Genomic DNA, 25,274 nt, shown 5'->3' with positions numbered 1-25,274 from the left:
CGTTCTTTTAGCAAAGGGTTGCTAAAAAAATGTATTTGTAGGTGAATTAGTAATAAAATGACTTAAAAATGTCAAATTAAAACGCTAAGAATAACCTGCTATTTATAATTTTTGGGATTGTTCATACGAGTAAAGCGGCTTATTCTGCTTCGCGTATCGATCGCATAACAGCACGAGCGGCGCGATCGCCCATTCGTTTCTCCTGGTCATAGCCAAGCAGCAGTTCCCACGCATCATTGGGATACCGTTCTGCCAAAGGCAAAGCTACATCATCCAACATCCAACGACCGTGGCGTTCATCTTCCCTGATGTGTAGTTCCCAATAACCCATCGCCGCCTCTGACAGTCCTAAGCGTTGCGCTGCCGCCAGATAGTTTTTGTAAGCCGCAGGGCCAGCCACCTCAAAATATGTCAACGCCCCACTGTAACGTAGGAAATAGCGTTTGCGATCGGTGGTCAAAAAGTTATGATTATCGCAAGCTAGGACTTCCCAAGGCACTAAATCGAAGTATCCTTCTGGTTCAGTGTTCATCCCAAACTCAGCCAGCATTTGAGCAAAAAATGTCGAGTGCTTGCGGGATAAACGACCGTTGCCGTATTCTTCTAATAGTACTCGCACCAGCGTACACTGCATTTCATTAGCAGCACCACCCAATACGTAGCAAAGACGACTACCTTCAACCAAACCATCAAAGGAGCCGATCGCTAGCAAGTGACGATAGCCAGCTTCAGTCATTTCCTCACGAATGTAGCGGCTATTCTCCGACAAAGGCGGATTTAAATCGGCAGATGCCCGCTCAATTAAAGCTTGTTTTACATCCAATTGTTGCAATGCAGCCACATCGATTTGTGCCAATTCCCACTGTTGCCAAGCAGTTTCAATTTTGTCGCGACAAAAGTGCAAATACTGCGATCGCTCATTGTTATAGTGCCGCAAATCATCGTACCAAAACAGCTTTAGCCGATTAATTCGATAAAGTATCCGTTGGAGAAAACGGTGAGCCTGGTCATCAGAGCGATCGTTTCCATAAGCAGCACCAATTGCGATAGAGAGCGATTGTTCAAACTGACTAGCTGTTGCAGGTTTTACATCCAGTTGATTGTCCAAATCCTCCATTGCTAGCAGTTCTATAAATTGCTTCTCAGCACGGTCGTACTGGGTAATTGTTCTTTCTTCTGTTTGCGTGCTATTTTTCGCCGCCCCAGCTTTAGGAAATATAATTAAATTGCTTTGCATGGAATCTTCGGTAGCTTTGCAAAAGTGAGAAATTAATTTCACCTCTAATACTTAACTTTTCACACAAGTAGCTTTGTGTACATCTTTCCCTGGTTATAAAGAAAGATTAAGTTTCAAAGGAAAGGGGAATGGGGAATGGTTTTGCCCCTCTGCCCTCCTCCTCCCCAATCCCTACGGCACTTGCGTCCGTTGCTCAATTGCCTTACTTACTGGGTGGAATCTCCTCAAGAGGAATCAGTGCTTCAATCACCGACTTCACAATTGGCGCGGCGACAGTAGAACCATAAGCACTTTCTCCTTTTGGCTCATCCACCAGTGCGAACACTACATAGCGAGGAGATTCCACGGGTAAAATAGCCACGAAACTGGTCATTCTCGCACCTTTGATGTAGCCACCATTCGGACTAGCTTTTTGGGCTGTACCAGTTTTACCAGCAATGCGATATCCTGGAATTTGTGCCGCCTTACCGCTACCTTGAGTAACAACAGTTTCCATCATTTCCACAACCTTTTGAGTTGTTGCGGTTGAGAAAATTTGGCGGGGGATGGTGTGAGTGGGTGAATCATGCATCTGTCCTTTGCTATCAATCAGCCCGCGAACTACATGAGGTGTAACTAACTTACCGCCATTAGCTAAAGCACCATGCATTTGCACTAGCTGTAACGGTGTCATGGAAAAGCCTTGCCCAAAAGAAGTAGTAGCTGCTTCAATTGGGGAAGCGATAAATTCTTCTTGACTTTTGAGCCGTCCCCCAACCTCAAAAGGTAAATCTGTATCAACTTTTTGTCCTAGTCCCAATCGTTCTAACCAGTTGTAGTAAATTGAAGGCTTTAAACGTTGGATAATTTGCACCATGCCAATATTGCTGGAATATTGCAAAATTTGAGCGATGCTGATTCGCCCATTACCATTATTCATGGCATTTTTGATGGTGTAATTAGCGACTCGAATCGAACCGGAGTCATTAAACATATCATCTGGTTTGATGATGCCATTTTCTAGAGCGATCGCTACATTCAAAGGTTTAAAAGTCGATCCCGGTTCATAAAGATCCGCCACCGTCCAGTTTTTAAATAGTGAAATATTAGCTTTAGCGTATTCATTAGGATTATAAGTAGGCTGAGAAACCAGGGCGAGTAAGGAACCATCCAATGCATCCATGACAATTACTGCCCCACGTTTAGCGTCAAACTTCTCCATCTGTTGTTTGAGCGCAATCCGAGCAATTCGTTGCAGACGGCTATCGATAGTGAGTTGTAATCGCAAATCGTCAAAATGCAAAAAACCTTCAGGAGCCCGATCCGGCATCAGGGCCCCATTCCCCGACCGACTGAGCCGCACCGTTTGCACAGGACGTTCTAGCAACTTCTCTTGAGAGTATTCCACACCAGCTTGACCGCGACGGTCAACATTCACATAGCCCACTACATCGGCAACCAAATCGTCTGGCGGGTAAAATCGGGAGTATTTTTGAATCCACTCCAGGCCATTTAAGCGCAAAGAGATGACGCGATCGATAATTTCTTCTGGTAAGGCTGGCGCAAGTATAATTCCACTTCTTTTGCTTTGAAAAGTTTTCACCAATTCAGCAGTATCTTTTGCCAAAATCGGGGCAAGTCGCTCTGCCATATCTTCATTAGACTTATCAAACAGCTTGGGGTGAGCGTATAAAGTATATACAGGACGGTCAATAGCCAACAGATCGCTATTGCGATCTACCACTGGGCGACGGGGCATAAAAGGTCGCAAATTCACCATTTGCTGGTTGCGTGCTTGCTCAGTTAACTTTGGGCCCTTGACAATTTGTAGATTATACAAGTTAATAGCCAACCCCAACCCTGATGCCATTAATACGCCCCAGACGATGAACAGTCGGGACTTAGTGTTGGATGTTTGGTCTTGTATATTAGAGGCTAATTTCCCCAAAAGCCCTCGTTTATCACCCTTGTGTCGCCCTGTGAATCCTGGATTCTGAAACTTTCTGAATTTTGTTTTCCTTGGTGACTTCTGCATTGGGTTCTGACGAATTACGATTAGTATCCCAGTGGCGAGAGTGTTTGCGGTTGCGTTTCAGAATTTGGCGTTGTGTTAGGCAATGCTGGCTTACGACTCTGAGATGCTGGAGACAAGAAAATCACCCCTTCCGGAGTTGGCGATACCAGCCCTGCTGTTGGTTGTTCTGCTTCATTAGCCATTTTATTTTTCAGCGTCGCGTTGGTTGTCGTTAGCAAGCGTTCATGACGTTGGAGGTTTTGCAGTCTGCGATATGACTGACCCCAAAGCTCTTGAGAATAGACTGTCCAAGCATAAACAGCAAGTGTCGATGCTACTAACAAGAACGCCACAACTGACGAATAACGATGAAAGGTATACAAGCGCAGCAACCATAAAGGTGCGGCTCCAGAATTAGGCATTGTGGGAAGCCCAAGAAAACCTTCCCCCGGACTCTTTTGGTTCGCATTCAACTGCTCATTGACATTTGGTAATTGTTGTCTACCCAACTGTTTCACTGATTTGCCTATAACTGCCTCATTTATAGGAGAAACCGCTAAATTTTTGGAGGAACGCTGTTGTTTTTGAGAGGATACTGCTGTAGAAGCGTTCCGTGCTGCTGACTCCATACGCGCAGAGCGTCGCTTTCCTAAAGAAAGGATAGAATCTCGCCGAAACCAATTACCCCTTGTAGAAACAGTAGATTTACGAGCAACTACCATAAATTTTTAAATTTTTTGAGATGGGAAATACTGCACTTTCGATTGATTGTCTTGATTGTCTGTTTTTGCTAAGGTTAAAATAACCTCCTGTGCAACAAGCACACATAACAGACTATACCTTTTAACTTTTCTGATAGGTAGCTGTATCAATGTTTGCATCCCCTAGATATGCAATGTTTGCAATCAGCGACTATAAACTGGATAGCTTACCCTTTAGGTATCGCACCTAAAGTATGGCAACGTCGGGTAGCCAGATGCAATACTCTGTGAAAAAAATAAAATTTTTTGCTATCATAGCTCCGTTTATTAAATAAATTGGTAATTTTCGTTTTGCTCCTGAGTTAAAAGAAACTAATCAGGATACGTAATTCCAAAAACAATACCCCAAAGGATTGTTTTTTTTAAGTATGTAATCTCGCAGAATTTAAAAAAAGCAATAAATACGGTATCGTATTCAACAGGCGAAAAATTGTTCTAGCCACAATTGGTGAAAGAGGAGTTATGAAAACAAAAATCTTTGGTTTGGCTTTAATGTTAAGTCTGGCTGCAATTCTTGGGGCTTGTGAAGGTGGTGGTGGTGATGGTGCTGGTACTGCTACTCCAGCTGCTACAGGTGAACCAACTGATGCACCTGCTAAGTCTACTCCTGCCACGACTCCCGCAGCGACTCCAGCAACTCCCGCAACTACTCCCGCAGCTACTCCTAAATAAGGCATCTTAAACTTTAGTTTAAATCACGCCCAGAACTACTTAGTGACAGCGTTCCTCACTACATAGCTCGAAACATAGCTCGAATTAATTAGGTTCGCGAAAAAACCGCATTTTTATGTTGGTTTATCTGAACCTAGAGTTTGCTCAAATATCAACTAAGTAGAGCAGGAAGTAGAGGACACTGGTAAAGAGGGTTACGTCCTTTACCAAGTGTCCACTGAAATTTCCGCCCGCTCAAAGCTTGTTTTTAGTCCAAGGAAGTTGAGTGAGTCTAAACTATTTTGTAGACAAGATACTTCCTTCGTTTGGAATTTGAAATTGCTTATATTACTGAGTTTTGAGAGGGCAAAACAATTTATCGCGATCGCTGGCAATTGCTCTTGAGCATTCCTGTAGTCTATTCCGTATCAGGAAAGACCTGGTAATCTCCCTTGATATTGCCAGATTTTTATTGGGAAAATTTGGGCATTGGGTATTGGGCATGGAAAAAACAGATTTTCATCTTGCGTTATGAACGTATTTCAGGAGATGAAGAGAGTTAAAACGCGAAACCATGTAAAATTACTGGTCTTGGTTGTAATTACTGTGACTATGGTTGTCTTAAGTAGCTATTGGAGATCGGCAGCAATAGCATTACCGCCACCGGAGGATACACCAGAAGAAATATTACGGACAAAGATTATTATAGAAGCGCGATCGCCTATTGATGGAAGATTCCTAACAGCTGCCGAGTATATCCAATTACAAGCCAAGCTGCAAGAAGTCCCGCCACCAAAACTAGACCCTAAAATTCGAGAACAGATTTTTTTGCTTCGCCTACGTAAAACACTATTGCAGTTTTTCCCATTTTTAAATTTTTGATAAATTTGTCATTAGTCCTTAGTCATTTGTCATTCATCCTGTGCCCCATACCCAATGCCCAATGCCCAATGCCCAATGCCCAATACCCAATGCCCAATACCCAATTCTGATGTAGGATAACGGTGGCGACAAAATTGCAAATAAATGTAAAGAATATATATAGATATTAAAAAAGTAGATTTAGTCAATCACGTTATTCCACTTAGGTAGCTTCATGTCCATGACCACGATCGCCCCTGAACAGGTTAACAGCATCGTTTGGAATCAGCATAACGATCCCTTTGAAATACTAGGTTCTCATCCCATACAGCAAGACGGCAAAACTGTCTGGGCTGTGCGGGCCTACCTACCAAATGCAAGTGCAGCGTGGGTCGTTCTTCCTGAACAACGTAAAGAATACCCAATGCAAACAGTGCATCATCCTCACTTTTTTGAATGCACCATTGAAACTGCCGAACTAGCAAACTACCAGTTACGGATTAAAGAAGGAGAACACGAGCGTGTCATCTATGACCCTTACGCTTTCCGTTCTCCTAACTTGACAGACTTTGACTTGCATTTGTTTAGTGAAGGCAACCATCACCGGATATATGAAAAACTGGGAGCGCACCCCACGGAAATAGATGGCGTTAAAGGCGTTTATTTTGCCGTTTGGGCACCCAACGCCCGTAATGTTTCATTGTTGGGAGATTTTAATCTCTGGGATGGACGTAAAAACCAGATGCGTAAAGGCCGCACTGGAATTTGGGAATTGTTTATTCCTGAAATCGGTGTGGGAGAGCATTACAAATATGAAATCAAAAATTTTGAAGGACACATTTACGAAAAATCCGATCCCTATGGTTTCCAGCAAGAAGTTCGCCCGAAAACGGCATCCATTGTCACTGATTTAGATGCTTATAGTTGGAATGATGAAAACTGGATGGAAAAGCGGCGTCGCACTGACCCCCTAACTCAGCCAGTTTCAGTTTACGAAGTGCATTTAGGCTCTTGGTTACACGCTTCGAGTGCAGAACCAGCTAAACTTCCCAATGGTGAAACGGAACCTGTAGTTGTCGTTTCTGGACTAAAGCCGGGCGCACGCTTCCTTACCTACCGAGAACTAGCTGACCGACTCATTCCTTATGTCAAAGAATTAGGATACACCCACATAGAAATGTTGCCCATTGCGGAACATCCCTTTGATGGTTCTTGGGGTTATCAAGTAACTGGTTACTATGCCCCTACCTCGCGTTTTGGCAGACCCGAAGATTTGATGTATTTTATTGACAAATGTCACGAAAATGATATAGGGGTAATTGTAGATTGGGTTCCTGGTCACTTCCCCAAAGATGGACATGGTTTAGCTTTTTTTGATGGTAGCCACCTATACGAACACGCTGACCCCCGCAAAGGCGAACATAAAGGATGGGGTACTTTGGTATTCAATTACGGTCGCCATGAAGTTAGTAATTTCTTAGCAGCAAATGCTCTCTTCTGGTTTGACAAGTACCACATTGACGGGGTTCGTGTCGATGCTGTTGCCTCGATGCTCTATAACGACTATTGCCGCGAACCAGGAGAATGGCTGCCCAATCAGTACGGTGGCAGAGAAAACCTAGAAGCAGCAGATTTTCTACGTCAGGTAAATCACACTATCTTTAGCTATTTCCCCGGTGTTCTCTCAATTGCTGAAGAATCCACTTCCTGGCCAATGGTATCTTGGCCTACCTATACAGGCGGACTAGGTTTTAACTTGAAGTGGGATATGGGCTGGATGCACGATATGCTGGATTATTTCAGCATGGATCCTTGGTTCCGCCAGTTCCACCAAAACAATATCACCTTTAGTATGTGGTACAACCACAGTGAGAACTTCATGCTGGCCTTATCCCACGATGAAGTCGTGCATGGCAAGAGCAATATCATCGGTAAAATACCAGGGGATACATGGCAGAAGCTAGCTAGTGTGCGTTGTTTATTTACCTATATGTTTGCTCACCCAGGCAAGAAAACCATGTTTATGAGCATGGAGTTTGGGCAGTGGAGTGAGTGGAATGATTGGACAGATTTGGAGTGGCATTTATTACAGCATGAAGCCCACCAACAGTTAAAAACGTTTTTCCACGATTTGAACCATCTCTACCGTTCTGAACCAGTTTTGTACACCCAAGATTTTGCCCAAGCGGGGTTTGAGTGGATTGACTGTAGCGATAACCGCCATAGTGTAGTTGCCTTCATGCGTCGTGACAAAGATTCTGATGATTTTGCGATCGTGATTTGCAATTTTACACCACAACCCCATTCTCACTACCGCATCGGTGTACCGCAAAAGGGATTTTATACTGAGTTGTTTAATAGTGATGCGCGTCAGTATGGCGGCAGCAATATGGGCAACTTAGGTGGTAAGTGGACGGATGAGTGGTCTTTGCATAGTCATCCTTATTCACTGGATTTGTGTTTACCACCTTTGGGTGTGTTGATTCTCAAATTGGATAAGAAGAAGACTGCTGAGGTAATTGGATAACAATTTGGGGTGGGTGCTAGCTCACCCTAGACATAATTTTGTTTATTGACAGCTACTCAACCCAGTTCTCTAATAGACTCTGGTGAAATTAAATATTCGTTATTCATAACCCTTGTAGAGACGTAGCAGTGCTACGTCTCTACATTCTTTTTCACGATTTTTAACTAGCGATCGCTCTGCATTTACCCGTGGAATTATACTTAGTACTCAGGAGAAGCGCACTACTAAAGGCTGACAGTAGCTAGTTGCTAAGTAATAATAAATCCTTCTGTCGATAGATACGCTTTAGATGATGTATTTAATCAACTCCTCTTGCTACGATCCTCTCTGTTCTAATCAGACAAAATTTCGTGCCACTATCGCCTGATTTAAGTACTGAGTAGCGGAAAATTTGGTAAAACTTATTTAGCTTTGGATATAGCTCAAAAGCCAAAAAAAATTTTGTATAGTACAAATGTATGATTTGTTAGCCCTAATTCTAGATATTTTATAATAATTCTAATGACACAGATTAAGCCGGAAGTAAAGCGTACAGAAGAATTGCGCCAGTTATTGCAACAAGCAAGCTTCGCTTATTACGTCCTAGATGCTCCAATCATGGAGGATGCAATCTATGACCAGCTATATCGAGAATTGCAACAACTGGAAACTCAATATCCAGAATTGACAGCACCCGATAGTCCGACTCAGCGTGTGGGTGAGAGGCCGGCAACGCAGTTTACCTCGGTGCGGCACAATATCCCTTTGTACAGTCTGGAGAATGCATTCAATATTCATGAGTTGCAAGGATGGGATCAGCGTTGGCGGCGACAAGTACCGAAAATAGATTCAGTGGAATATGTCACTGAACTTAAAATTGATGGTTCTGCTTTGGCTCTTACCTACCAAGATGGCATTCTAGTTAGAGGGACAACTAGGGGTGATGGGGTAACGGGTGAAGATATCACTCAAAATGTGCGGACGATTCGCTCAATTCCCTTACGTTTGAATTTTGAAGGTTTAGAAATTTTAGAAAGAGTAGAAGTGCGAGGTGAAGCGTTTTTGCCGTTGGAAGTATTTAAACAAATCAACGAGGAAAGGCAAAAAGCAAGCGAGCAATTATTTGCTAATCCCCGTAATGCCGCAGCTGGTACACTCAGGCAACTAGACTCCCGCATTGTCGCTAAACGGCGGTTAGATTTCTTTGGCTACACCCTGCACATTCCTGGTAGAGATGACACTAGTATTGCTAATACCCAATGGGAAGCGTTGGAGTTGTTGGAAAAGATGGGTTTTCGAGTCAACGCCAACCATAAACTCTGTGCTTCGATCGCAGAAGTGGCAAAATATTATGAATACTGGGATACGGAACGGCTGAATTTACCCTACATGACTGATGGGGTAGTAGTGAAGCTGAATTCTTTTAAACTTCAGGAACAGCTAGGATTTACGCAGAAATTTCCCCGGTGGGCAGTAGCCTTAAAGTATCCAGCCGAGGAAGCACCTACCCGTGTGGAAAATATTGCTGTAAATGTGGGACGAACGGGGGCGTTAACGCCGTTAGCCGAGATGCGCCCGGTGCAACTGGCGGGAACAACAGTTTCCCGCGCCACCTTACATAATAGCGATCGCATTACTCAATTAGATATTCGCATTGGCGATACTGTGATTGTCCGTAAAGCTGGGGAAATCATTCCAGAAGTGCTGAGGGTAATCAAAGAACTCCGTCCTGCTGACATCGAACCCTTTGTTATGCCTACCCATTGCCCAGTCTGCGGTCAACTGGTGGTGCGAGAATCAGGTGAGGCAGTGACTCGGTGCGTCAATGCTTCCTGTGCGGCGATTCTCAAAGGTTCCATTGAACATTGGGTAAGTCGTGATGCCTTGGATATTAAAGGTATGGGCGAAAAGCTGGTATATCAACTTGTTGATAAAGGTTTGGTACATTCCGTTGCTGATTTATATGAGTTGACAGCAGAGAAATTATCTGAATTGGAAAGGATGGGGAAAAAGTCGGCAGAGAAGTTGATTGATGCGATCGCTCAATCAAAAAATCAACCTTGGTCAAGAGTATTGTATGGTTTAGGTATCCGTCATGTTGGCAGTGTAAATGCTCAATTGTTGACTCAGAAATATTTCGCTGTAGACCAGTTAGCTACGGCAAAGCAATCAGATATTGAAGGCATTTACGGTATTGGTGCTGAAATTGCCCAATCAGTATACCAATGGTTTCGGATTGACGCTAACCAAAAGTTGATAGAATGCTTACAAGCAGAAGGATTGCAATTAACTGCCCCAGAGGAAACAAAAATAGTTGGAGATTGCAATCAAAAGTTCGCAGGTAAAAATTTTGTAATTACGGGAACATTGCCAACCTTAAAGCGAGATGAAGCGAAGGCTTTGATTCAAAAAGCTGGGGGAAAAGTGACTGATTCAGTGAGTAAAAAAACAGATTATTTAGTGTTAGGAGATGAGGCCGGTTCCAAGTTAGAAAAAGCAATTTCTTTGGGAATTACGCAGTTAAGCGAGGTGCAATTGTTAGAGATGGTTGAAGGTTGAAACAAGGTAAACGCCTGGAAAGCTATATATTTAATGAACGAATCCAGGCGATTAACCCAGACCGCTCGATCAGCCCGAAAGCATAACCGCTACAACCCGCATTATTTACTTGGCTGATAAAATCTGCTTATGCTTTATATTTTTTAGACTCTGGTATCAATACATATTTAGGACTCCTTAATACTTAACTAAATATAACTTCATAATCAATTTTGCGGAATTTTGATATGTTCTTGTGTATCAAACTCTATTGGCTTATATCTTACTCCTAGAGCGAGTCCACAAGCGTCTTGATTCTGACCGGAGGCGGAGCGTCTCCGACTTTGCTCCTGAATTCTGAATTATTCTTCAATCTTATTTATCTGGAAACTAGTGCAAGATATAAACCAATATGAACAAAAACAATTAACCTTTTGTATATTTACAGAGATTTGTCATGAACAAAAGACAACAGGTTTTTAACGGTATTGTCTTGTGGTTGGGACTAGCATTCCTGATTTTAATGCTACAAAATTTCTACAGTGTATTGCAATATATTTTCTTTTTGCGAGTACCTATAATTATTGGTTTATTGCTGTTATTATTGCCAACAATTTCAGTGAATACTGGTTTATCAGCAATGTTGAAAAACTTATTTGTACTTCGCGCTAATAATCAGTTGGTTTTAGTTATTGGAGGTGCAGTTTTAGCAGGACTGGCTACGATACAAGTTTTCGATACTATCTTGTATAATTCCCATCTTCGTTTTGATGTACCTCAGCAGCAAAGAATTCCAGAATTTCTCCAATATTTAATCGCTATTATCTTAAGTCTTCCAATTGCCATAAAAGCGATTCAGCTTTCTAAAAAAGAAATAGAAGAAGCAGATCGTAGCTGGGAAGGTTGGGGAATTATATTTGGCATTATTGCAGGAGCTTTATTGCTAATAACCAATTACTTTAACAAGCATTTTTTTGAATCCAATCAGTTTTTAAAACAGGTCTTATTGAAAATAATTTATTTGTTACCAGAAAGAATACAAAGAGGTTATGTAGATGTAAAAGGTAATTTATCTTACGGAATTGCTGCAATAACAGTATTTTCCATTTTTCTATTAATTGTTTATGGGTTAGGTTATTTTATATTGAAACCTCGCCCAATTCCTAATAGATTTGAAGCTCCTGCTCTTTTTTATATTACTCTCATTCTGTCAGTTATGGTAGTGTGGATAGGAGGTATTTCTTACTTTGTTGACGTGTCTCGCATTCCTACGTTGCTATTATTTTTAGCAATTTCATCTGCTTCTTATGCTATTTTTAAAACAGACCATTTTTATAAAATATACTCAAAAAATATCTGGGAAAAACCAACAAAAGAAAAGTGGATTAATGTTATCTCTCAACGTCTGAAAAATCAACAAACTGAAGATAAAACTTTAGTAGTAGTTTGTGCTAGTGGTGGAGGTATTCAAGCATCTGGATGGACAGCTAAAGTTTTGACTGGTTTACAGCAAGAACTTGGATCTAAATTTACCAAAGCTATTGGTTGGATAAGCTCAGTTTCTGGTGGTTCTGTCGGAACAATGTTTTATTTGGATAGATTTGGAGATCGGGGTTATCCAGAAGAAAATCAATTAAAACAGATTTTTAAAAGCGCTACAGAAGATAGTTTGGATGCTACAGGCTGGGGATTCGCTTATCCAGATTTACTTCGTTTTATTGGTTTACCTTTTGTCGTACCAAAAGCACAAGAAAATAATACTGCAACTGAGCAAGACCGTGGTACTGCTATCGAAATAGATTGGAAAGGGGAAATGAAAACTAAAAATGAAAGTTTAGCTAGCTGGAGCGATAAAATTGACCAAGGAATTATTCCTATTCCTATTTTTAATGCAACTTTAGTTGAAGATGGACGGCGTTTTTTAGTTAGTCCAATGACTTTTAGTCCGCATAAGGATTGCAAATCTATAGATTTTAATACGCTTTATCCAGAATATGATATTGATGTGACGACAGCCGCTAGATTATCTGCCACTTTTCCTTATGTATCTCCTGTATGTCGTCCTAGTCAAGACACTAGATGGAATTATCATATAGGTGATGGTGGTTACTTCGACAATTTTGGTATTGGTACTACCATAGAATTACTCGATCAACTATTAGAATCTGAGCAATCTCACCAAATTAAAAAAGTTATTTTAATCCAAATCAATGCTTTTCCTGATGATGAGAATCCCCAAAAAGAAAAAGGCGCTCCGGGATGGCAGATGGAAGTTATTGGTTCATTGCTTGCTTTATTAAATGTTCGTAGTGATACACAGAACGAAGGCAATACATTAAATATAGAACTTTTGATAGACAAGTATAAATGTGGCTACAAGCATGATGAGCAGGAAAAAGTTCAGCAATTTTTAAAAGATAAATATTGTCAAAAAGGAATAGAAATTATGCATATTCCCATTAAATTTCCTCGTGGTAAAATTAATCCTCCACTTTCTTGGCAGTTAACTCAAGAACAAAAAGAAGCTATTCAAAATGCATGGCAAGAGTGGAAAACAACCAACTCCAATTATATTTCTGAACTCAAAAAGATATTCCCAGAGTGATGAGTATCCATTCAGATAATAAAATAGGATTACTATAGCAATCCTATTTTATTTGTGAAAACTGCAATTCGTAGATCCCTGACTTAGTAAAAATTATCAGGGATATTGTTTCTCAGGAATGATTCAGGATTCTTATCGCAAACTAGTTGGTTTTGCACAATCAGATAATTGTTGTAAGACAATTCATGAATTGCCTCTACTCAAACGGGGGCAAGTTATTCGGATCGATACCCTGAGATTGTAAGTAAGCAATCAGTCCTTCTTTTTGCTGGCGCTCTTGTTCGGCGCGTTGACGTTCTTGTTCAATCTGTTCTACAGCCCACGGTAACAAATTCTCATCTCGATCCCACCAGCGCAACCAATAACCAGTTCGCGCTTCTTTTGTTCCTTGCCAAGTTCCCAAAAATAAGCCCATTACATCAATCCAATGACGACCATTTTCGTCAGGTTGCTTTAACTCATAGCGTTTATTTTCTAGTTGATAATATTCTAATAAACCGCCATAAGGTTCAAAAATTATGTAAATGGGAATTTGCAAAATTTGCTCGTAGAAAAACCATTTTCCTGGTGGATAAGTTCGCTTTACCGAATATTCTCCACCGTCAGTATCGGATAAAAATTCAATAGCGATCGCCGGAATATCTCCTTCTAAATTAGGTGTATAACTTTTGCGGTTAGCCACCACTTCATTAACCGACGGCACATAAACCCAGTCTGGTGCTTTGGCAATAAATTGACCGTTGACTGTCGCACAAAGACCAAAGTTTGAAGCTATCAACATCTGGGGTTGGATGAATCCACTGATTTCTAGGCTTTCACGCAAAGCACCAGCCAAAAGTGGCTGACCGGTATTCTCCACTGGTTCATCCTCTAGTTGAAAATCTTTGGGTAAGGCTTCCCAAGAGATTACCAGTTCTATTGGTGATTTGGCTTGGCTGAGTTGGGTTGCCATAAACACAGCATGAATTTATTCTCGATCTTATCGCAGGCGATACTAGGAGCAAAAAAAGGGGCAGAAAACCCGCCCCTCTATTTAACCAGGAAACTGAAAATGCTCTAAAGCAGTACTTTAGCTAAAATCGGTTCCACACTCTTAGAAATTTCTGGCACATACACCTGTGAAACGTAGTCGGCAATCATTCTGTCGGTGTTGAATAACGGCGCATTTGTCTTAATGGACGTTTTCATCATTTGCACCCAACGATGGGGAATACCTTCGGCATCTTGGTCATAGTATAGAGGAACGATTTCTTCTTCTAACAGCTGATAAAGCGATCGCGAATCAATTCGATCTTGCAATTCTTGATCGCTAGTATTAGCATCTTCACCAATTGCCCAACCGTTAATTCCTTTACCATCTGGCCCTGCTTGGTAGCCTTCGCACCACCAACCATCCAAAACGCTGCAATTAAGACCGCCGTTGAAGCAGACTTTTTGTCCACTCGTACCAGACGCTTCCAAAGGACGACGGGGATTATTCAACCAAACATCCACACCTTGCACTAATTTTTGACCAGTGTAAATGTCGTAATCTTCAATAAAAGCAACTCGGTTGATAATCCCGGAATTGTGACACCACTCCATCAAGCGTTGGATAATCCGCTTACCTTCTTCATCGGCTGGGTGCGCTTTACCTGCAAAGATAATTTGTACTGGACGTTGGGGATTACCAAAAATCTTCAATGCGCGTTCGGCATCGCGCAAAATCAGATCCCCGCGTTTATAAGGGCTGAAGCGTCGGGCAAATCCAATGGTTAATACATTGGGGTCGAGTAATTTTTCAGTTGCTTGAATGAGTTCATAATTTTCGCCACGTAACTCCCGTGATTTTTTCACCTTATAACGGGTGAAGGCAATCAATCTTTCTTTGAGGATGAGATGTCGCGACCACAATTCCTCGTCAGGAATCTCGTCAACTTTAGCCCACATTTTGGGATCGACGGCGCGATTTTTCCAGTCTACTCCCAAATATTGGTTATATAAGTCACCTAACAGGGGTGCAGTCCAAGTAGGTGCATGAACGCCATTAGTAATGTAACCAATTGGTACTTTGTCTTCCGATCGCTGCGGATAGAGAACTGTCCACATTTTACGAGAAACTTGACCGTGTAATTCACTCACGCCATTGCAGGCACGAGACATCCGCAATGCTAAAACGGTCATCCCAAAGGGTTCCCAAGGATCGCCCAATCGCCTTGCACCCAATGCCAAAAATTGCTCGCGAGAAAGTCGTAATTGCGGCCAATAGCTAGCAAAGAAAGAGTCTATTAAATCAGGGGAGAAGACATCATGACCGGCGGGAACGGGAGTATGGGTGGTGAATACACAACTGTTCCGTACCTTGGCTTCAATGTCATAGAAGGATTTACCAGTCCGCTCAATTTCTACCCGCGCAACTTCTAAAGTGCAGAATGCAGCGTGTCCTTCATTGAGGTGATAGACAGAAGGTTCAATTCCCAAGGCGTGTAGGGCGCGAACACCACCAATTCCCAAAACGACTTCTTGGGCGATGCGGGTTTCCAAATTACCGCCGTATAGGTGTCCCGTTAGCCAACGGTCAATGGGATCGTTATCGTGGCGATCGCTATCTAATAAATATAATGTGACTCGCCCAACTTGCACTCGCCAAATTTGCACTTTCACAACCCGTTGGCGAATCTGTAACTCGATAGTGACTGATTCCCCTTGCTCATTTTTAATTAACTCCAGGGGCATGTGTCCAAAGGGATTGTCAATATAATAATCTTCTTGCCAACCTTGGCGGTTCAAGCGTTGCCGAAAATAACCTTGGCGATACAACAAGCCAACACCAACCAACGGCACACCCAAATCTGATGATGATTTCAAGTGATCCCCGGCGAGAATTCCCAAACCGCCAGAGTAGACGGGTAGAGATTCATGGATACCAAATTCGGCGCAAAAGTAAGCAATCGGGCGCTCTTTGGATACTTGCGGTGCAACTCGACTGACCCAAGTATCTTGCTGGTTGATATATTGGTCAAACTCACGCGCGAGGGCGGATATCTGCTTTAGGTAAAATGGGTCTTCTGCTAATTGGGTCAAACGCTCGTAAGTTGCTGACTCTAAAATTGCTACTGGATTATGCCCACAGCGTTCCCATTCTTGGGGATCAATGCTTTGGAATAGGGAGATGCGATCGCTACTCCAACTCCACCAGTAGTTATAAGCCAAATCTGCCAAACGCTTGAGTGGTGAAGGTAATTTTTTACTCAAGTGTCGTGCTGCGGTGATTGCACTACTATTAGCCATACTAAAATCTATGTCCTCGCGCTTAACTTTTTCTCTATTGGGGAATGGGGATTGGGGACTAGGCGAAACTAATGCCCAATGCCCAATGCCCCATGCCCAGTCCCTTTTATTTCCTCTTCAGGTTTATAACACCAGAGTCTTCACTTGCTGAATTCTCCCCTGAAGTTGGAACAGTTTCTCGACATCAAACCTTATCCAAGTAAATGGTTTTTATTGTTTTCGTCTTCTAAAAATTATCTCTACTTTTGGACAGATTTGATATTTTTTTCTATCAAATTCCTTGACATTCTTTTACTTTTTTTATCTTATTGTAAATTTTTATTTAAAAATTTACAATAAGCAACTAAATTTATTTATATGTTTTGATAATAGTCAATTTTTAACTACAGTTATTTGCATCATCTTAATGCTTTTTATAAGACAATCACAGCACTTATGCCGTTATCCACGATAAAGCTCATATCTGTTAACGAATAATTAAGGATGAATTATAAAGTAGCAAAATGTGCATTCTAGTATTTAGTTTTTGTAAAAGCTATCAATTAGAATAAATCTGAATATATCAAAATATTAAGAGAATTCAGATAAAAATTTTGTTTTATTAACAAAAAAATTCAGATGAATCGAAGTAATTTCGTTAGATTTCCGATCCAATCATAGCCTCATGCGATCGCTGCTATGTCTAATTGCAGGTGGATGGGCGATGCTACTTTCCTTAGGAATGTGGCCTTTTAGACCTTACGATCCACTACGGATAGCATTGGCTGACTGCTTAAATGGGATCGCTAACTACATTCAGGCATTTATAGGTAAAGTAGCAACAGCTGAAAATATTCTCAAAATTTACTTTGAAAGGTTAGGTGAAACTACATTAGGGAAGCTTTCAAAATTACGTCGTACCCAATCCATACCTATTTCATTATTGAGTTTAATTTTCTGAGGTGTATCTGGATAAATTTTTCCCAGAATATCAGTATCTTGATCCACTATGACCTTGCCAAACTTAAGATAAGTGTTGCCAAAAACCTTAAAAGCAGGATGCTTGGCTTGACCGAATAGCAAAATATAAGTTCGTGTCCGATTCTCTGTTTCTGGCACAAAAATGTGACACTGCGCCGCTTTACCCAACGGCATTTCTCCATGAAAAATCACCAGGGATGGGAAATGATTTTCCAGATGGGCCTTAATAGTGCTGGGTATCAGAAACAAATCCGGTTTTCTGAGCTTTTCTACTAAACTGTAAGGGGCCGTCGGCATATCATAAAACGCATGGGAGTGATGCCCATTATCAATGAATTGATGAAATTGCACCTCAGTAATCCGAAATAAGTCCCGGTGAGTGCCGTTTTGATGATTGTAGTCGTGCATATTCAGCAGCATAGTTAGTAAGTCTGTCTCAATACTTCGATCTGCGGTATGCCCAACAAAGTAGTAGGTGTTTGCAATTTCATTCAGTACAGTAGGAATGGATATTTTTGGCTCGTATTCCCCATAAGACCAGACGAAATCACCTTGAATTTTTAGTTCTAAAGGTTTCAGCTGAGGTAATGTTTTCTTGCTCGCTCCGGGCAGTACAGTGCAGCCCGCTCCATCAAACTTCAGGGCATGAAACGGACAGACTATAGCACAAGTGCTATCGCTTTGGGCTTCGCACCATCCTTCTGATAGCATCGCTCCTAGATGAGGGCAAGCGTTGGGTAAAGCATGGATGTCTCCAACAGTATCCTTCCACATCACATAGTCAGCACCATACAAAGAAATTTTTCGAGGTTGATTCACTGTCAGCATAGACTTGTGCGCTAACAACCAAGGCGCTCCAGGAAGCATAGATTGCATAGGATTCTCCACTAAAGATAAAATTGTGAAAGATTTGTCGCATTTCCAAAATATGACAAAATATTCACATTCGTCAAGTAGCTTGCGCCACCAACCCAAACAGCAGCGAGGTAAGGAACGAGTTGAAAAAATCCTAGATGCTGCTGCTGCTGTATTTGATGAAATGGGCTATGAAGCAGCAACAACTCATCAGATTGCAGCAAAAGCAGGGACAGCGATCGGCTCTGTGTATCAATTTTTCCCTGACAAAGCTGCTATTTTCAAGGCGATGGAGTTACGCCATGTTGAGCGGGTGAAGGCTATGTGGGCACAAATAGACATCCCTATAATTGTCCAGTTGCCATTCCGTCAAATGATTCATGCGCTTGTAACGACTGTTGCAAAACTATTTGAACAGCCAGTATCGCGGGTGGTGTTTGTGCAGTTTTTTCTGGCACGCGAAATTTTCCAGTCAATCGATGAAAGCATGACCCAGGAGGCGATCAACTTCATGGCGAATATGCTGAAGCAGCGAAATCCCGCACTGAGGGAGGAACATTACAGTTTACTAGCAGAAGTGTGTGTGCATAGTAGCAATGCGGTTATGCTAGCGGCACTTCGCAGCCCCGATGAGGAGTACCGTAAACAGTTGACTCAACAGATTGAGGACTTGATGGTCTCATATTTAGAGCCATATATGGATGACAATCGGTTGAGTAATGTAATGAAAGTAATGATATGTCCCCGCTGTCAATCGAAGCAGTTATCCAAAAACGGGTATCGACGGGGGAAACAGTGTTATCGTTGTAAGGAATGTGGCAAACAGTTAGTAGAGAATTCCCAGCGATCGGTTATGTTGAAGACATCTCTGGCCGATCAAAAGTGATCGCTTTCTTGAGGGCGATTGTTTTATTTCCTGAATTAATTTGAATACGGTACAAAACTTAACTGTCAAGTCTTCGGTAGAAAAACAGAGTTTTTTTAAGCGAAATTCTACACTCGTAATGTTCAAGATATCATCTGGCTATCTGAGCCGAATGCTTGCTCTGTAAGCCGAAATTTAAAGTTATTGACGTGTCGGACGGATGATGATTTCATTCACATCAACATCACTAGGCTGTTCAATGGCGTATGCGATCGCACGAGCAATGGCATCTGCTGGTAAGTTGAGACTATCTCATAAACTTAATCTTTATCTACATACCAAGAGGTATTGCTTCACCGTTCTTCGCCGCTTTTGCGAGTAAGTAACGGACTTCTTCATCGGTAGTTTGGGGAAAGCTTTCGTACCAAAGACCAACGCTGCGGAAAGGGCTGGGTGTCGAGACGCAAACGATTTCGTCTACTTCAGTTTCTAATTCTTGGCAAGTTTCAGGTGCGGCCACAGGCACAGCGATCGCGATCTGAGCAGGTTGGTGTTTTCGCACAGTTACAACAGCAGCCCACATCGTTGCACCCGTGGCTAAACCATCATCTACCAAGATGACTGTGCGTCCTTGTAAATCTTTTAAGGGGCGATTTCCCCGATAAAGCCGTTCCCGCCGCTCTAACTCCCGTTCTTCTTGCGCCGACACTCTGGCAATTACTTCATCGGATATCTTCACCAGGCTGATAATATTTTTATTGACTATCCGCACACCACCAGAAGCGATCGCTCCCATCGCTAGTTCTTCTTGATCGGGCACACCCAATTTACGTACCACTAAAACATCTAAGGGAGCATTTAACGTTTTGGCAACTTCAAAAGCAACGGGTACACCACCCCTTGGTAGCCCTAATACCAGAACATCTGGGTTGTTAGCATAAGCGGTTAACTCCTTAGCCAAAACTTGACCCGCAAACCTCCGATTTTTAAATAGCATGGTGTGATATTCCTAATTGGTTTCCAAAAAATTAAATAAAAAATATTTACATACGTTTGTTATTGGCTATCAACCTCAAAAAATAAAGCAATTGAGCAAATTCCAAACTTGTTGTTATAGTTCAGATGTTCTGAATCGATCTTAGAAAGCTAAATATTTCCTGTCCTCCACTAACGGAGCGACATCTTCTATCTACAGTTCTATCAAACGGATGAGTTAGCTTTAATGCAATAAGATTTCTGCATCTTGCGCTGAGACTATTTTACTCCTCCACACTCAATATCCGTCCCCAAATGGCTTGTTGAGAAGACACAGTGATGCGGTGAACTCTCCTTGTAGGGGGTTTACTGCTGTAGGTAACTGGTGTTAGCGTGAAGCAAAGTTATAGTGCAACCACAAAAGAAGGGTGACATGGAAAACCTAATGTTTAAGTAGCGGTGCATTTAAAAGCTGTTATAAGTTTTGCCACTTGCTAACATTTACTGTTAAACTTTTACTGAGTATTTTTTTTACTATATTTTAGAAAATTACTTAATTGCTAGCAGATGCAAAAATCTATGAAAATCCAGTGAGAATTCAATTGTTAATTCTTCCCGTGTCCCCTGTTACTGACATTATGTTGATGTTATCTTTACATTATCCCTAAATTGTGAATATGAGATAATGCACCATCTGGTTGTTCGTTATATAATGCTTAATATTACAGAAAAAGGTCATAAAAGTTACCCAATTAACACTTTTGAATAAAAATTAATAGGGTAGAATCACTGAATATGTTTGAAAATCAAAAGAAGGGTGTTTTTAATGATCGGCTTAACTAATTCAGAAAACGGCACAGTTAGCAGCACAGCAGCCACTAAGAGACTGGCAAGGGCGATGATGGTTTCTGGTGGAGAGTTTTCACTATTATTGGCGTGTTGTAACTGCGTTCAAAGGCAGCAGCAAGTGCTGAATTTGTTAACAGAATTTTCATCAGCAGATATCCACGAAATTTTGCTCTCACCTACGGTTGACAAGTTATACACAGCTATTAAAAGTGAAATTGGTACTACTCAACCCGAAGCTTTGATCGTAAGGGGCTTAGAATCTGTAGTGGCAATTAACCAACTGATTATTAGTACCAATATCATGCGAGATGAATTTCGGAAACAGTTTCAGTTCCCCTTGGTGTTGTGGGTCAATGATGAAATTCTGCGTAAGCTAGTCTGGCTAGCACCCGATTTCAAAGACTGGGCGGCTAGTACTATTAGATTTGATGTACCGAATAATCAGTTAATTGAATCTGAACAACAACCCATCAGCGCCTAATATTGCCTAAAATTACTTTCAAAATCTTATATGGGCTAGGTTGAACCGAGTAAAACCGAAGCTGATGTTCTGTCACATTCTTTTCTAAAATTACTTTTATTGAACCCTCCCTTACCAAAGTAAGGTAAAAATCTTTGGAAGCTATTTTCCAAATTAGAATATGGTATGGGTGTCAGGTGTGTTATCGCCTTAGTATGCGTCACCCTAAAAAAAGTGTGGAAGTTAAGCTGCGATCGCCAGGTTTATTTGAATCGTATAATTAAAGTCTTGAATTTGTTAAGCTAAAATTTTAATCGTTGGTGACTATTGAATTTGTTGTCTAAGCGATGCTGTCACTATTTTTTAGCTATTAAAGCTTATCAAGAAACTGGCAATTTTTGCTGGAGACAATCGCGCTGTTCTTCCTTTGTCAATTATTCTACTTTAACAGCACTAACTGTAATTGTTATTGAATCTGGGTTTTCCTCAAGGGAGATATATCCTCTACATCTCTCCTCCAATTTATACCAGTTTACCTTTATGGGGCTTCATTTATTATGGGCGATGCCTACGGCGGGCTGCGCCAACGCACCAGTAAGATAGTCCGCTTGGGAAAATGATTTTGGATGTTCCCGACTGCCATAAAAAATTCACCAAAACTCATAATTATCGATTATTTCTCTGTTTTCTCCAATTGATTTAATTGATTTAGCTCAAGCAATTAATCACTAGTTAATACTGAAGCCAGAAGGTCAGGATGAGACAGATGCGGGCAATGTCCAGAAGCTAGCTCAATGGCATCGACTCCTAAGCGCTTACGTGCGGCGTAGCGCGACCATGTAGGAGACAATATTCGGTCATCAGTACAAACAATATATTTACGCTCAACATGCGGCAAAACTTTTAGAGGATTCGTTTCAAAAATATATGCCATAGATTGTTGCGAACGACTTTTCGAGATTGCCCACTCTACTACATCTGGTTGACAATCATGAAAGAAAAATTCCCTTAATACTGCTTCGTCTGAATAATCTTTGCCTACGGAAGCTGGTTCATACATATCAGGCTCATCGTAGAACTGTTCGAGCTTACTTGGATGTTTTGGCTGGTAATTGAATGATTTGAGCGTATCAGAATCAAGACGATGAGAAAATTGGTCGAGTGTACTAACTCCAGGATAGGGGAGCAGCGCAGCTACAAATACTAGTTGACGCACTTTTACCGCTTCTGCAACCAGGGGAATTATAGTACCAGCCATTGAGTGACCGACTAGTACAATATCATCATCAGTTTTTGGCAGCGCTTGAATTACTGCATTCGCAAGTTGGGACAAAGTAGCAGATGCATTTTCAATTGGCAAATCCATTGCTACGGTTTTGTGACCCTGTGCTTCTAAGTAGGGAATTAGCAAATCCCAACACCAAGTGGCTTGGAAAGCACCGTGAACTAGACAATATAAACTCATATCAATTGAATAGTGGTAATGGTGGACAAGTTTTTAACTTCTCTTATTTTTTAGCAAATTTTTAATCTCGATCGGGTAAGTTACATCAGCACCTGCTATATATTCAAACAGCAGTTAAAACAAACTGAAAAGGTTGCAATAAAATACCCAAAATTTTATCAACTTCTTTAATATAGTATTCAGTCGAATCTATATAAACAGTTGTCTCTTCTAAAAATAAAAACTTCCAGTTAGTTCCACTAGTAACCGATCCATAAATCCGCTCAACTTCATTACCTTGATTTAAATTGAACAGTTGCGCTGCAATCATTGCCGCTACACATTGACCCAAACCGCCGATAATGTCTTCTTTTTTCGCTTCAAAAATAAACATTCCTGGAGCAGAAATAAATAGTTGCTTTTGGGAATTGCTGATTATATAATCGCAAAAACCTTGCAAGCCTAGAGTCGCATCAACATTAAAGTCATTTCCAGAGAACAGCGATATTTGATTGTTTAATAATCGTCTGACCAGAAAGAAAAAGGTACAAGCCCCTAAATTTATTTATGGAAAAAGAAAAAATGTATTTCGAGACGTGCAACGCAAGAAATACGGCGTCCGCTGACTCAAGCCCCTAAATTTATTTATGGGGTTCAAAATGTTTGACTTTTGACTTTTGACTTTTGACTTCCCCGAAGGGGCTGACTTCTGCCAGAATTGGTGCAATTAAAAACTCTGACCTGGCTTTTTCGGTTGAAATTGCAGTTGCTAAAGGAATGTAATCAATTAAAATTGTTCTGAGAGTTTCTGATGGTGTAACAGGTTTTGTATCAACAAATAAATTCCGAGTTTCATCGAGTGTTAAATCAAAACTCTTTTTCACCTTAGCGAGACTAAAATCGCTGTATGCCATTTACTTGTGTCCTGCCAAGATTTGTTCAGCACTCAAATCCAAGTGTGGAAAAGTCGAAGAGATGATGCGTTCTTGTCCTTGGAATGCAACAGCATCATAGAACCCTTCTACTAAGGTGCATATTGTTACCACCTCTTGAATGGGGTCAACAATCCAGTATTCAGGAATTCCGGGAACAGCATACTCAGAACGTTTACTGCGGTAGTCTGTGGTTTGTGTAGATTCGCTGACCACTTCTACTACTAGTATGGAAGGAGTTTCGTTGAGTTCAATTACAGCTTCTCGATTGGAAAGTGCTTCCCATTGCTGTGTTGGTAATACTACTACATCTGGAATTCGTGAGGTGTCCCAACGTCTAGAGCGTGGAGAACGCACTCCCACAGAAAACTTTTGTGCTGTCCAGTTCTTATCCATTTTGGCATTTTCGTCATCAAAGCTTCGTTCTAAAAACTTCGAGATACCGCCGTGCTTGCCAGTGCCAAGACTCATGGGGATTAATTCTCCATCTAGCAATTCATATTGGGTATATGTGCGATCGCTATATTTGAGATACTCTGCAAAAGTCAGTTTTTTGGTGGTTACAGTCATAGTGAATTGATGACTCAATACAACTATTCTATGCAATAAGGAAGATGAGGAGATGGGGAGAGAATTTTACCCCACCACCCCATACTCTCCATGCCCAATGTCCCATGCCCAATGCCCAATTCCCTAATTCCGTAACTTTTTAAGCTCTGCTTCTGTAAACGGGTTCTTCCCTGCCTGTAAATCTTTCACCCAGCGCTGCCGTTGTGCTTTACTATCTTTATCGTCAGTCTGGGCAATGTATGCTTCAAAGTCCTCAATCGCCCCTTGGGTATTGCCTGTCAGCGCTCTAGCCAAGCCACGACTATTACGAATGTTGCCATCTTCAGGTGCAAGTGTAACGGCTTTTTCACAGGCTGGTAACACATCGGCAGCTTGTTTTTGCAGACTACCTTGGCCGCATAGTTCAGCCCAAGAACTTATAGGAATTTCGACTTTTGGATCGAGCTTGAGAGCTTCGGTATAATCTGCTAACGCTTCCTTAAACTTTTTCTTTTCTAAACGCCTATTTCCTTCATCAACTGAGCGTTCAGCCTTGCCTTTGTTGACAAACTCTTTTGCTCTCGCCTGGAAATCAAACTTTAATGTATTATCCCACTGCTTTGCTTGGCGGAACTTTTCAACAGCGCCATTAATATCATCATTTCGCGCTAACTTCTCACCTTGGATAACTAACACTGTCGCCCCTTGCGCCAACTGCGATGGAGTTTGGCACGATTGCAACTCTTCTAACACTTCTGGATGGGCAACTAGGTAATTATTCAGCAAGTTACAACCACTGAGTAATAAACCATTGAAATCTAAGTCCCATAAAATCACCGTTTTGTCATCACTGCCAGAAGCCAGTGTCTTGCCATCGGGGCTGAAGACTACGCTATAGACTGAACTGCTATGCCCAGTCAGGGTTTTCATCGCTTTGCCTGTGCTGACATCCCAGAGTTTGAT

General features: G+C 41.5%; 18 protein-coding genes and 3 pseudogenes. 7 read left to right on the top strand and 14 right to left on the bottom strand.

Translation table 11 applies throughout. From position 1 onward, the window contains the following. Positions 1-139 precede the first annotated feature (139 nt). From ACFE93_RS19940 to ACFE93_RS19930, 3 genes are all read right to left on the bottom strand, one after another. Complete coding sequence (locus ACFE93_RS19940; protein ID WP_375475485.1) at positions 140-1,237, bottom strand: iron-containing redox enzyme family protein; 1,098 nt, start codon at positions 1,235-1,237, stop codon at positions 140-142. Between the two features lie 202 nt (positions 1,238-1,439). Continuing rightward, the gene (locus tag ACFE93_RS19935) at positions 1,440-3,251 is read right to left on the bottom strand and encodes a peptidoglycan D,D-transpeptidase FtsI family protein (protein WP_375475462.1); all 1,812 of its coding nucleotides are present in this window, start codon (positions 3,249-3,251) and stop codon (positions 1,440-1,442) included. 20 nt (positions 3,252-3,271) lie between these two features. Further along, positions 3,272-3,952, bottom strand: coding sequence for a hypothetical protein (locus ACFE93_RS19930; protein WP_375475460.1), 681 nt, complete (start codon positions 3,950-3,952; stop codon positions 3,272-3,274). Positions 3,953-4,453: 501 nt separating this feature from the next. Between ACFE93_RS19930 and ACFE93_RS19925 the strand changes: the two genes are divergently transcribed. Together ACFE93_RS19925 and ACFE93_RS19920 are read left to right on the top strand one after the other, a co-directional pair. Continuing rightward, positions 4,454-4,663 (top strand): hypothetical protein, encoded by a 210-nt coding sequence (locus ACFE93_RS19925; protein ID WP_375475458.1) that lies wholly within the window; start codon positions 4,454-4,456, stop codon positions 4,661-4,663. Between the two features lie 528 nt (positions 4,664-5,191). Further along, positions 5,192-5,524, top strand: a complete 333-nt coding sequence (locus tag ACFE93_RS19920) for a hypothetical protein (protein WP_375475456.1) — start codon at positions 5,192-5,194, stop codon at positions 5,522-5,524. Positions 5,525-5,553: 29 nt separating this feature from the next. Here ACFE93_RS19920 and ACFE93_RS19915 read toward each other — a convergent pair whose 3' ends face one another. After that, positions 5,554-5,712 (bottom strand): hypothetical protein, encoded by a 159-nt coding sequence (locus ACFE93_RS19915; protein ID WP_375475454.1) that lies wholly within the window; start codon positions 5,710-5,712, stop codon positions 5,554-5,556. 26 nt (positions 5,713-5,738) lie between these two features. Between ACFE93_RS19915 and glgB the strand changes: the two genes are divergently transcribed. The 3 genes from glgB (at position 5,739) to ACFE93_RS19900 (ending at position 13,152) form a co-directional block, all read left to right on the top strand. Continuing rightward, the gene (gene glgB, locus ACFE93_RS19910; RefSeq protein WP_375475452.1) at positions 5,739-8,030 is read left to right on the top strand and encodes a 1,4-alpha-glucan branching enzyme; all 2,292 of its coding nucleotides are present in this window, start codon (positions 5,739-5,741) and stop codon (positions 8,028-8,030) included. Positions 8,031-8,531: 501 nt separating this feature from the next. After that, positions 8,532-10,568: an NAD-dependent DNA ligase LigA gene (gene ligA / locus ACFE93_RS19905; RefSeq protein WP_375475450.1), complete on the top strand. Its 2,037-nt coding sequence runs from the start codon at positions 8,532-8,534 to the stop codon at positions 10,566-10,568. A 436-nt stretch (positions 10,569-11,004) separates the two neighbouring features. Then, complete coding sequence (locus tag ACFE93_RS19900; protein WP_375475448.1) at positions 11,005-13,152, top strand: hypothetical protein; 2,148 nt, start codon at positions 11,005-11,007, stop codon at positions 13,150-13,152. 196 nt (positions 13,153-13,348) lie between these two features. On the opposite strand, the gene ACFE93_RS19895 is transcribed toward ACFE93_RS19900, so the two are convergent. The 3 genes from ACFE93_RS19895 to ACFE93_RS19885 form a co-directional block, all read right to left on the bottom strand. Further along, a complete protein-coding gene (locus tag ACFE93_RS19895; protein ID WP_375475446.1) occupies positions 13,349-14,104 on the bottom strand; it encodes a Uma2 family endonuclease in 756 nt (251 codons plus the stop codon). Between the two features lie 104 nt (positions 14,105-14,208). Then, positions 14,209-16,422, bottom strand: a complete 2,214-nt coding sequence (gene glgP, locus ACFE93_RS19890; protein ID WP_375475444.1) for an alpha-glucan family phosphorylase — start codon at positions 16,420-16,422, stop codon at positions 14,209-14,211. An 843-nt stretch (positions 16,423-17,265) separates the two neighbouring features. Continuing rightward, on the bottom strand, positions 17,266-18,249 hold the full coding sequence (locus tag ACFE93_RS19885) for a Rieske 2Fe-2S domain-containing protein (protein ID WP_375475483.1): 984 nt from the start codon (positions 18,247-18,249) through the stop codon (positions 17,266-17,268). Between the two features lie 61 nt (positions 18,250-18,310). Between ACFE93_RS19885 and ACFE93_RS19880 the strand changes: the two genes are divergently transcribed. Next, positions 18,311-19,123: a TetR family transcriptional regulator gene (locus ACFE93_RS19880; RefSeq protein ID WP_375475442.1), complete on the top strand. Its 813-nt coding sequence runs from the start codon at positions 18,311-18,313 to the stop codon at positions 19,121-19,123. 180 nt (positions 19,124-19,303) lie between these two features. On the opposite strand, the pseudogene ACFE93_RS19875 reads toward ACFE93_RS19880, so the two are convergent. Together ACFE93_RS19875 and ACFE93_RS19870 are read right to left on the bottom strand one after the other, a co-directional pair. Beyond that, positions 19,304-19,402: pseudogene (locus ACFE93_RS19875) on the bottom strand (oxidoreductase); the annotation flags it as partial. Positions 19,403-19,433: 31 nt separating this feature from the next. Further along, on the bottom strand, positions 19,434-20,099 hold the full coding sequence (locus tag ACFE93_RS19870; RefSeq protein ID WP_375475440.1) for a phosphoribosyltransferase: 666 nt from the start codon (positions 20,097-20,099) through the stop codon (positions 19,434-19,436). A gap of 804 nt (positions 20,100-20,903) precedes the next feature. On the opposite strand from ACFE93_RS19870, the gene ACFE93_RS19865 reads away from it, so the two are divergent. Next, positions 20,904-21,407: a hypothetical protein gene (locus ACFE93_RS19865; RefSeq protein WP_375475438.1), complete on the top strand. Its 504-nt coding sequence runs from the start codon at positions 20,904-20,906 to the stop codon at positions 21,405-21,407. Between the two features lie 700 nt (positions 21,408-22,107). Here the strand turns inward: ACFE93_RS19865 and ACFE93_RS19860 are convergent. From ACFE93_RS19860 to ACFE93_RS19840, 5 genes and pseudogenes are all read right to left on the bottom strand, one after another. Further along, positions 22,108-22,851, bottom strand: coding sequence for an alpha/beta fold hydrolase (locus ACFE93_RS19860; RefSeq protein WP_375475436.1), 744 nt, complete (start codon positions 22,849-22,851; stop codon positions 22,108-22,110). A 103-nt stretch (positions 22,852-22,954) separates the two neighbouring features. Continuing rightward, positions 22,955-23,362 (bottom strand): annotated as a pseudogene (locus ACFE93_RS19855) (hypothetical protein); the annotation flags it as partial. Between the two features lie 109 nt (positions 23,363-23,471). Further along, a complete protein-coding gene (locus tag ACFE93_RS19850) occupies positions 23,472-23,744 on the bottom strand; it encodes a hypothetical protein (protein ID WP_375475434.1) in 273 nt (90 codons plus the stop codon). Then, positions 23,745-24,332 carry a Uma2 family endonuclease gene (locus tag ACFE93_RS19845; protein WP_375475432.1) on the bottom strand — a complete coding sequence of 196 codons (588 nt, stop codon included), beginning with the start codon at positions 24,330-24,332 and terminating at the stop codon, positions 23,745-23,747. Positions 24,333-24,455: 123 nt separating this feature from the next. Continuing rightward, positions 24,456-25,274 (bottom strand): annotated as a pseudogene (locus ACFE93_RS19840) (ribosome assembly protein 4); the annotation flags it as partial.

Origin of the sequence: uncultured Nostoc sp., assembly GCF_964247315.1 — a bacterium.
Taxonomy (GTDB): Bacteria; Cyanobacteriota; Cyanobacteriia; order Cyanobacteriales; family Nostocaceae; genus Nostoc.
Note: the sequence above shows the minus strand (reverse complement) of the source record. Positions and strands in the feature narration are given on the sequence as shown.

Bases quoted from the DNA above. Each gene is read 5' to 3' on its own strand.
- glgP (WP_375475444.1), bottom strand. From the start codon at position 16,422: ATGGCTAATAGTAGTGCAATCACCGCAGCACGACACTTGAGTAAAAAA.
- ACFE93_RS19860 (WP_375475436.1), bottom strand. From the start codon at position 22,851: ATGAGTTTATATTGTCTAGTTCACGGTGCTTTCCAAGCCACTTGGTGT.
- ACFE93_RS19850 (WP_375475434.1), bottom strand. From the start codon at position 23,744: ATGGCATACAGCGATTTTAGTCTCGCTAAGGTGAAAAAGAGTTTTGAT.
- glgB (WP_375475452.1), top strand. From the start codon at position 5,739: ATGTCCATGACCACGATCGCCCCTGAACAGGTTAACAGCATCGTTTGG.
- ACFE93_RS19880 (WP_375475442.1), top strand. From the start codon at position 18,311: ATGACAAAATATTCACATTCGTCAAGTAGCTTGCGCCACCAACCCAAA.
- ACFE93_RS19870 (WP_375475440.1), bottom strand. From the start codon at position 20,099: ATGCTATTTAAAAATCGGAGGTTTGCGGGTCAAGTTTTGGCTAAGGAG.
- ACFE93_RS19920 (WP_375475456.1), top strand. From the start codon at position 5,192: ATGAAGAGAGTTAAAACGCGAAACCATGTAAAATTACTGGTCTTGGTT.
- ACFE93_RS19885 (WP_375475483.1), bottom strand. From the start codon at position 18,249: ATGCTTCCTGGAGCGCCTTGGTTGTTAGCGCACAAGTCTATGCTGACA.
- ACFE93_RS19925 (WP_375475458.1), top strand. From the start codon at position 4,454: ATGAAAACAAAAATCTTTGGTTTGGCTTTAATGTTAAGTCTGGCTGCA.
- ACFE93_RS19895 (WP_375475446.1), bottom strand. From the start codon at position 14,104: ATGGCAACCCAACTCAGCCAAGCCAAATCACCAATAGAACTGGTAATC.
- ACFE93_RS19940 (WP_375475485.1), bottom strand. From the start codon at position 1,237: ATGCAAAGCAATTTAATTATATTTCCTAAAGCTGGGGCGGCGAAAAAT.
- ACFE93_RS19865 (WP_375475438.1), top strand. From the start codon at position 20,904: ATGATCGGCTTAACTAATTCAGAAAACGGCACAGTTAGCAGCACAGCA.
- ACFE93_RS19930 (WP_375475460.1), bottom strand. From the start codon at position 3,952: ATGGTAGTTGCTCGTAAATCTACTGTTTCTACAAGGGGTAATTGGTTT.
- ligA (WP_375475450.1), top strand. From the start codon at position 8,532: ATGACACAGATTAAGCCGGAAGTAAAGCGTACAGAAGAATTGCGCCAG.
- ACFE93_RS19900 (WP_375475448.1), top strand. From the start codon at position 11,005: ATGAACAAAAGACAACAGGTTTTTAACGGTATTGTCTTGTGGTTGGGA.
- ACFE93_RS19845 (WP_375475432.1), bottom strand. From the start codon at position 24,332: ATGACTGTAACCACCAAAAAACTGACTTTTGCAGAGTATCTCAAATAT.
- ACFE93_RS19935 (WP_375475462.1), bottom strand. From the start codon at position 3,251: ATGCAGAAGTCACCAAGGAAAACAAAATTCAGAAAGTTTCAGAATCCA.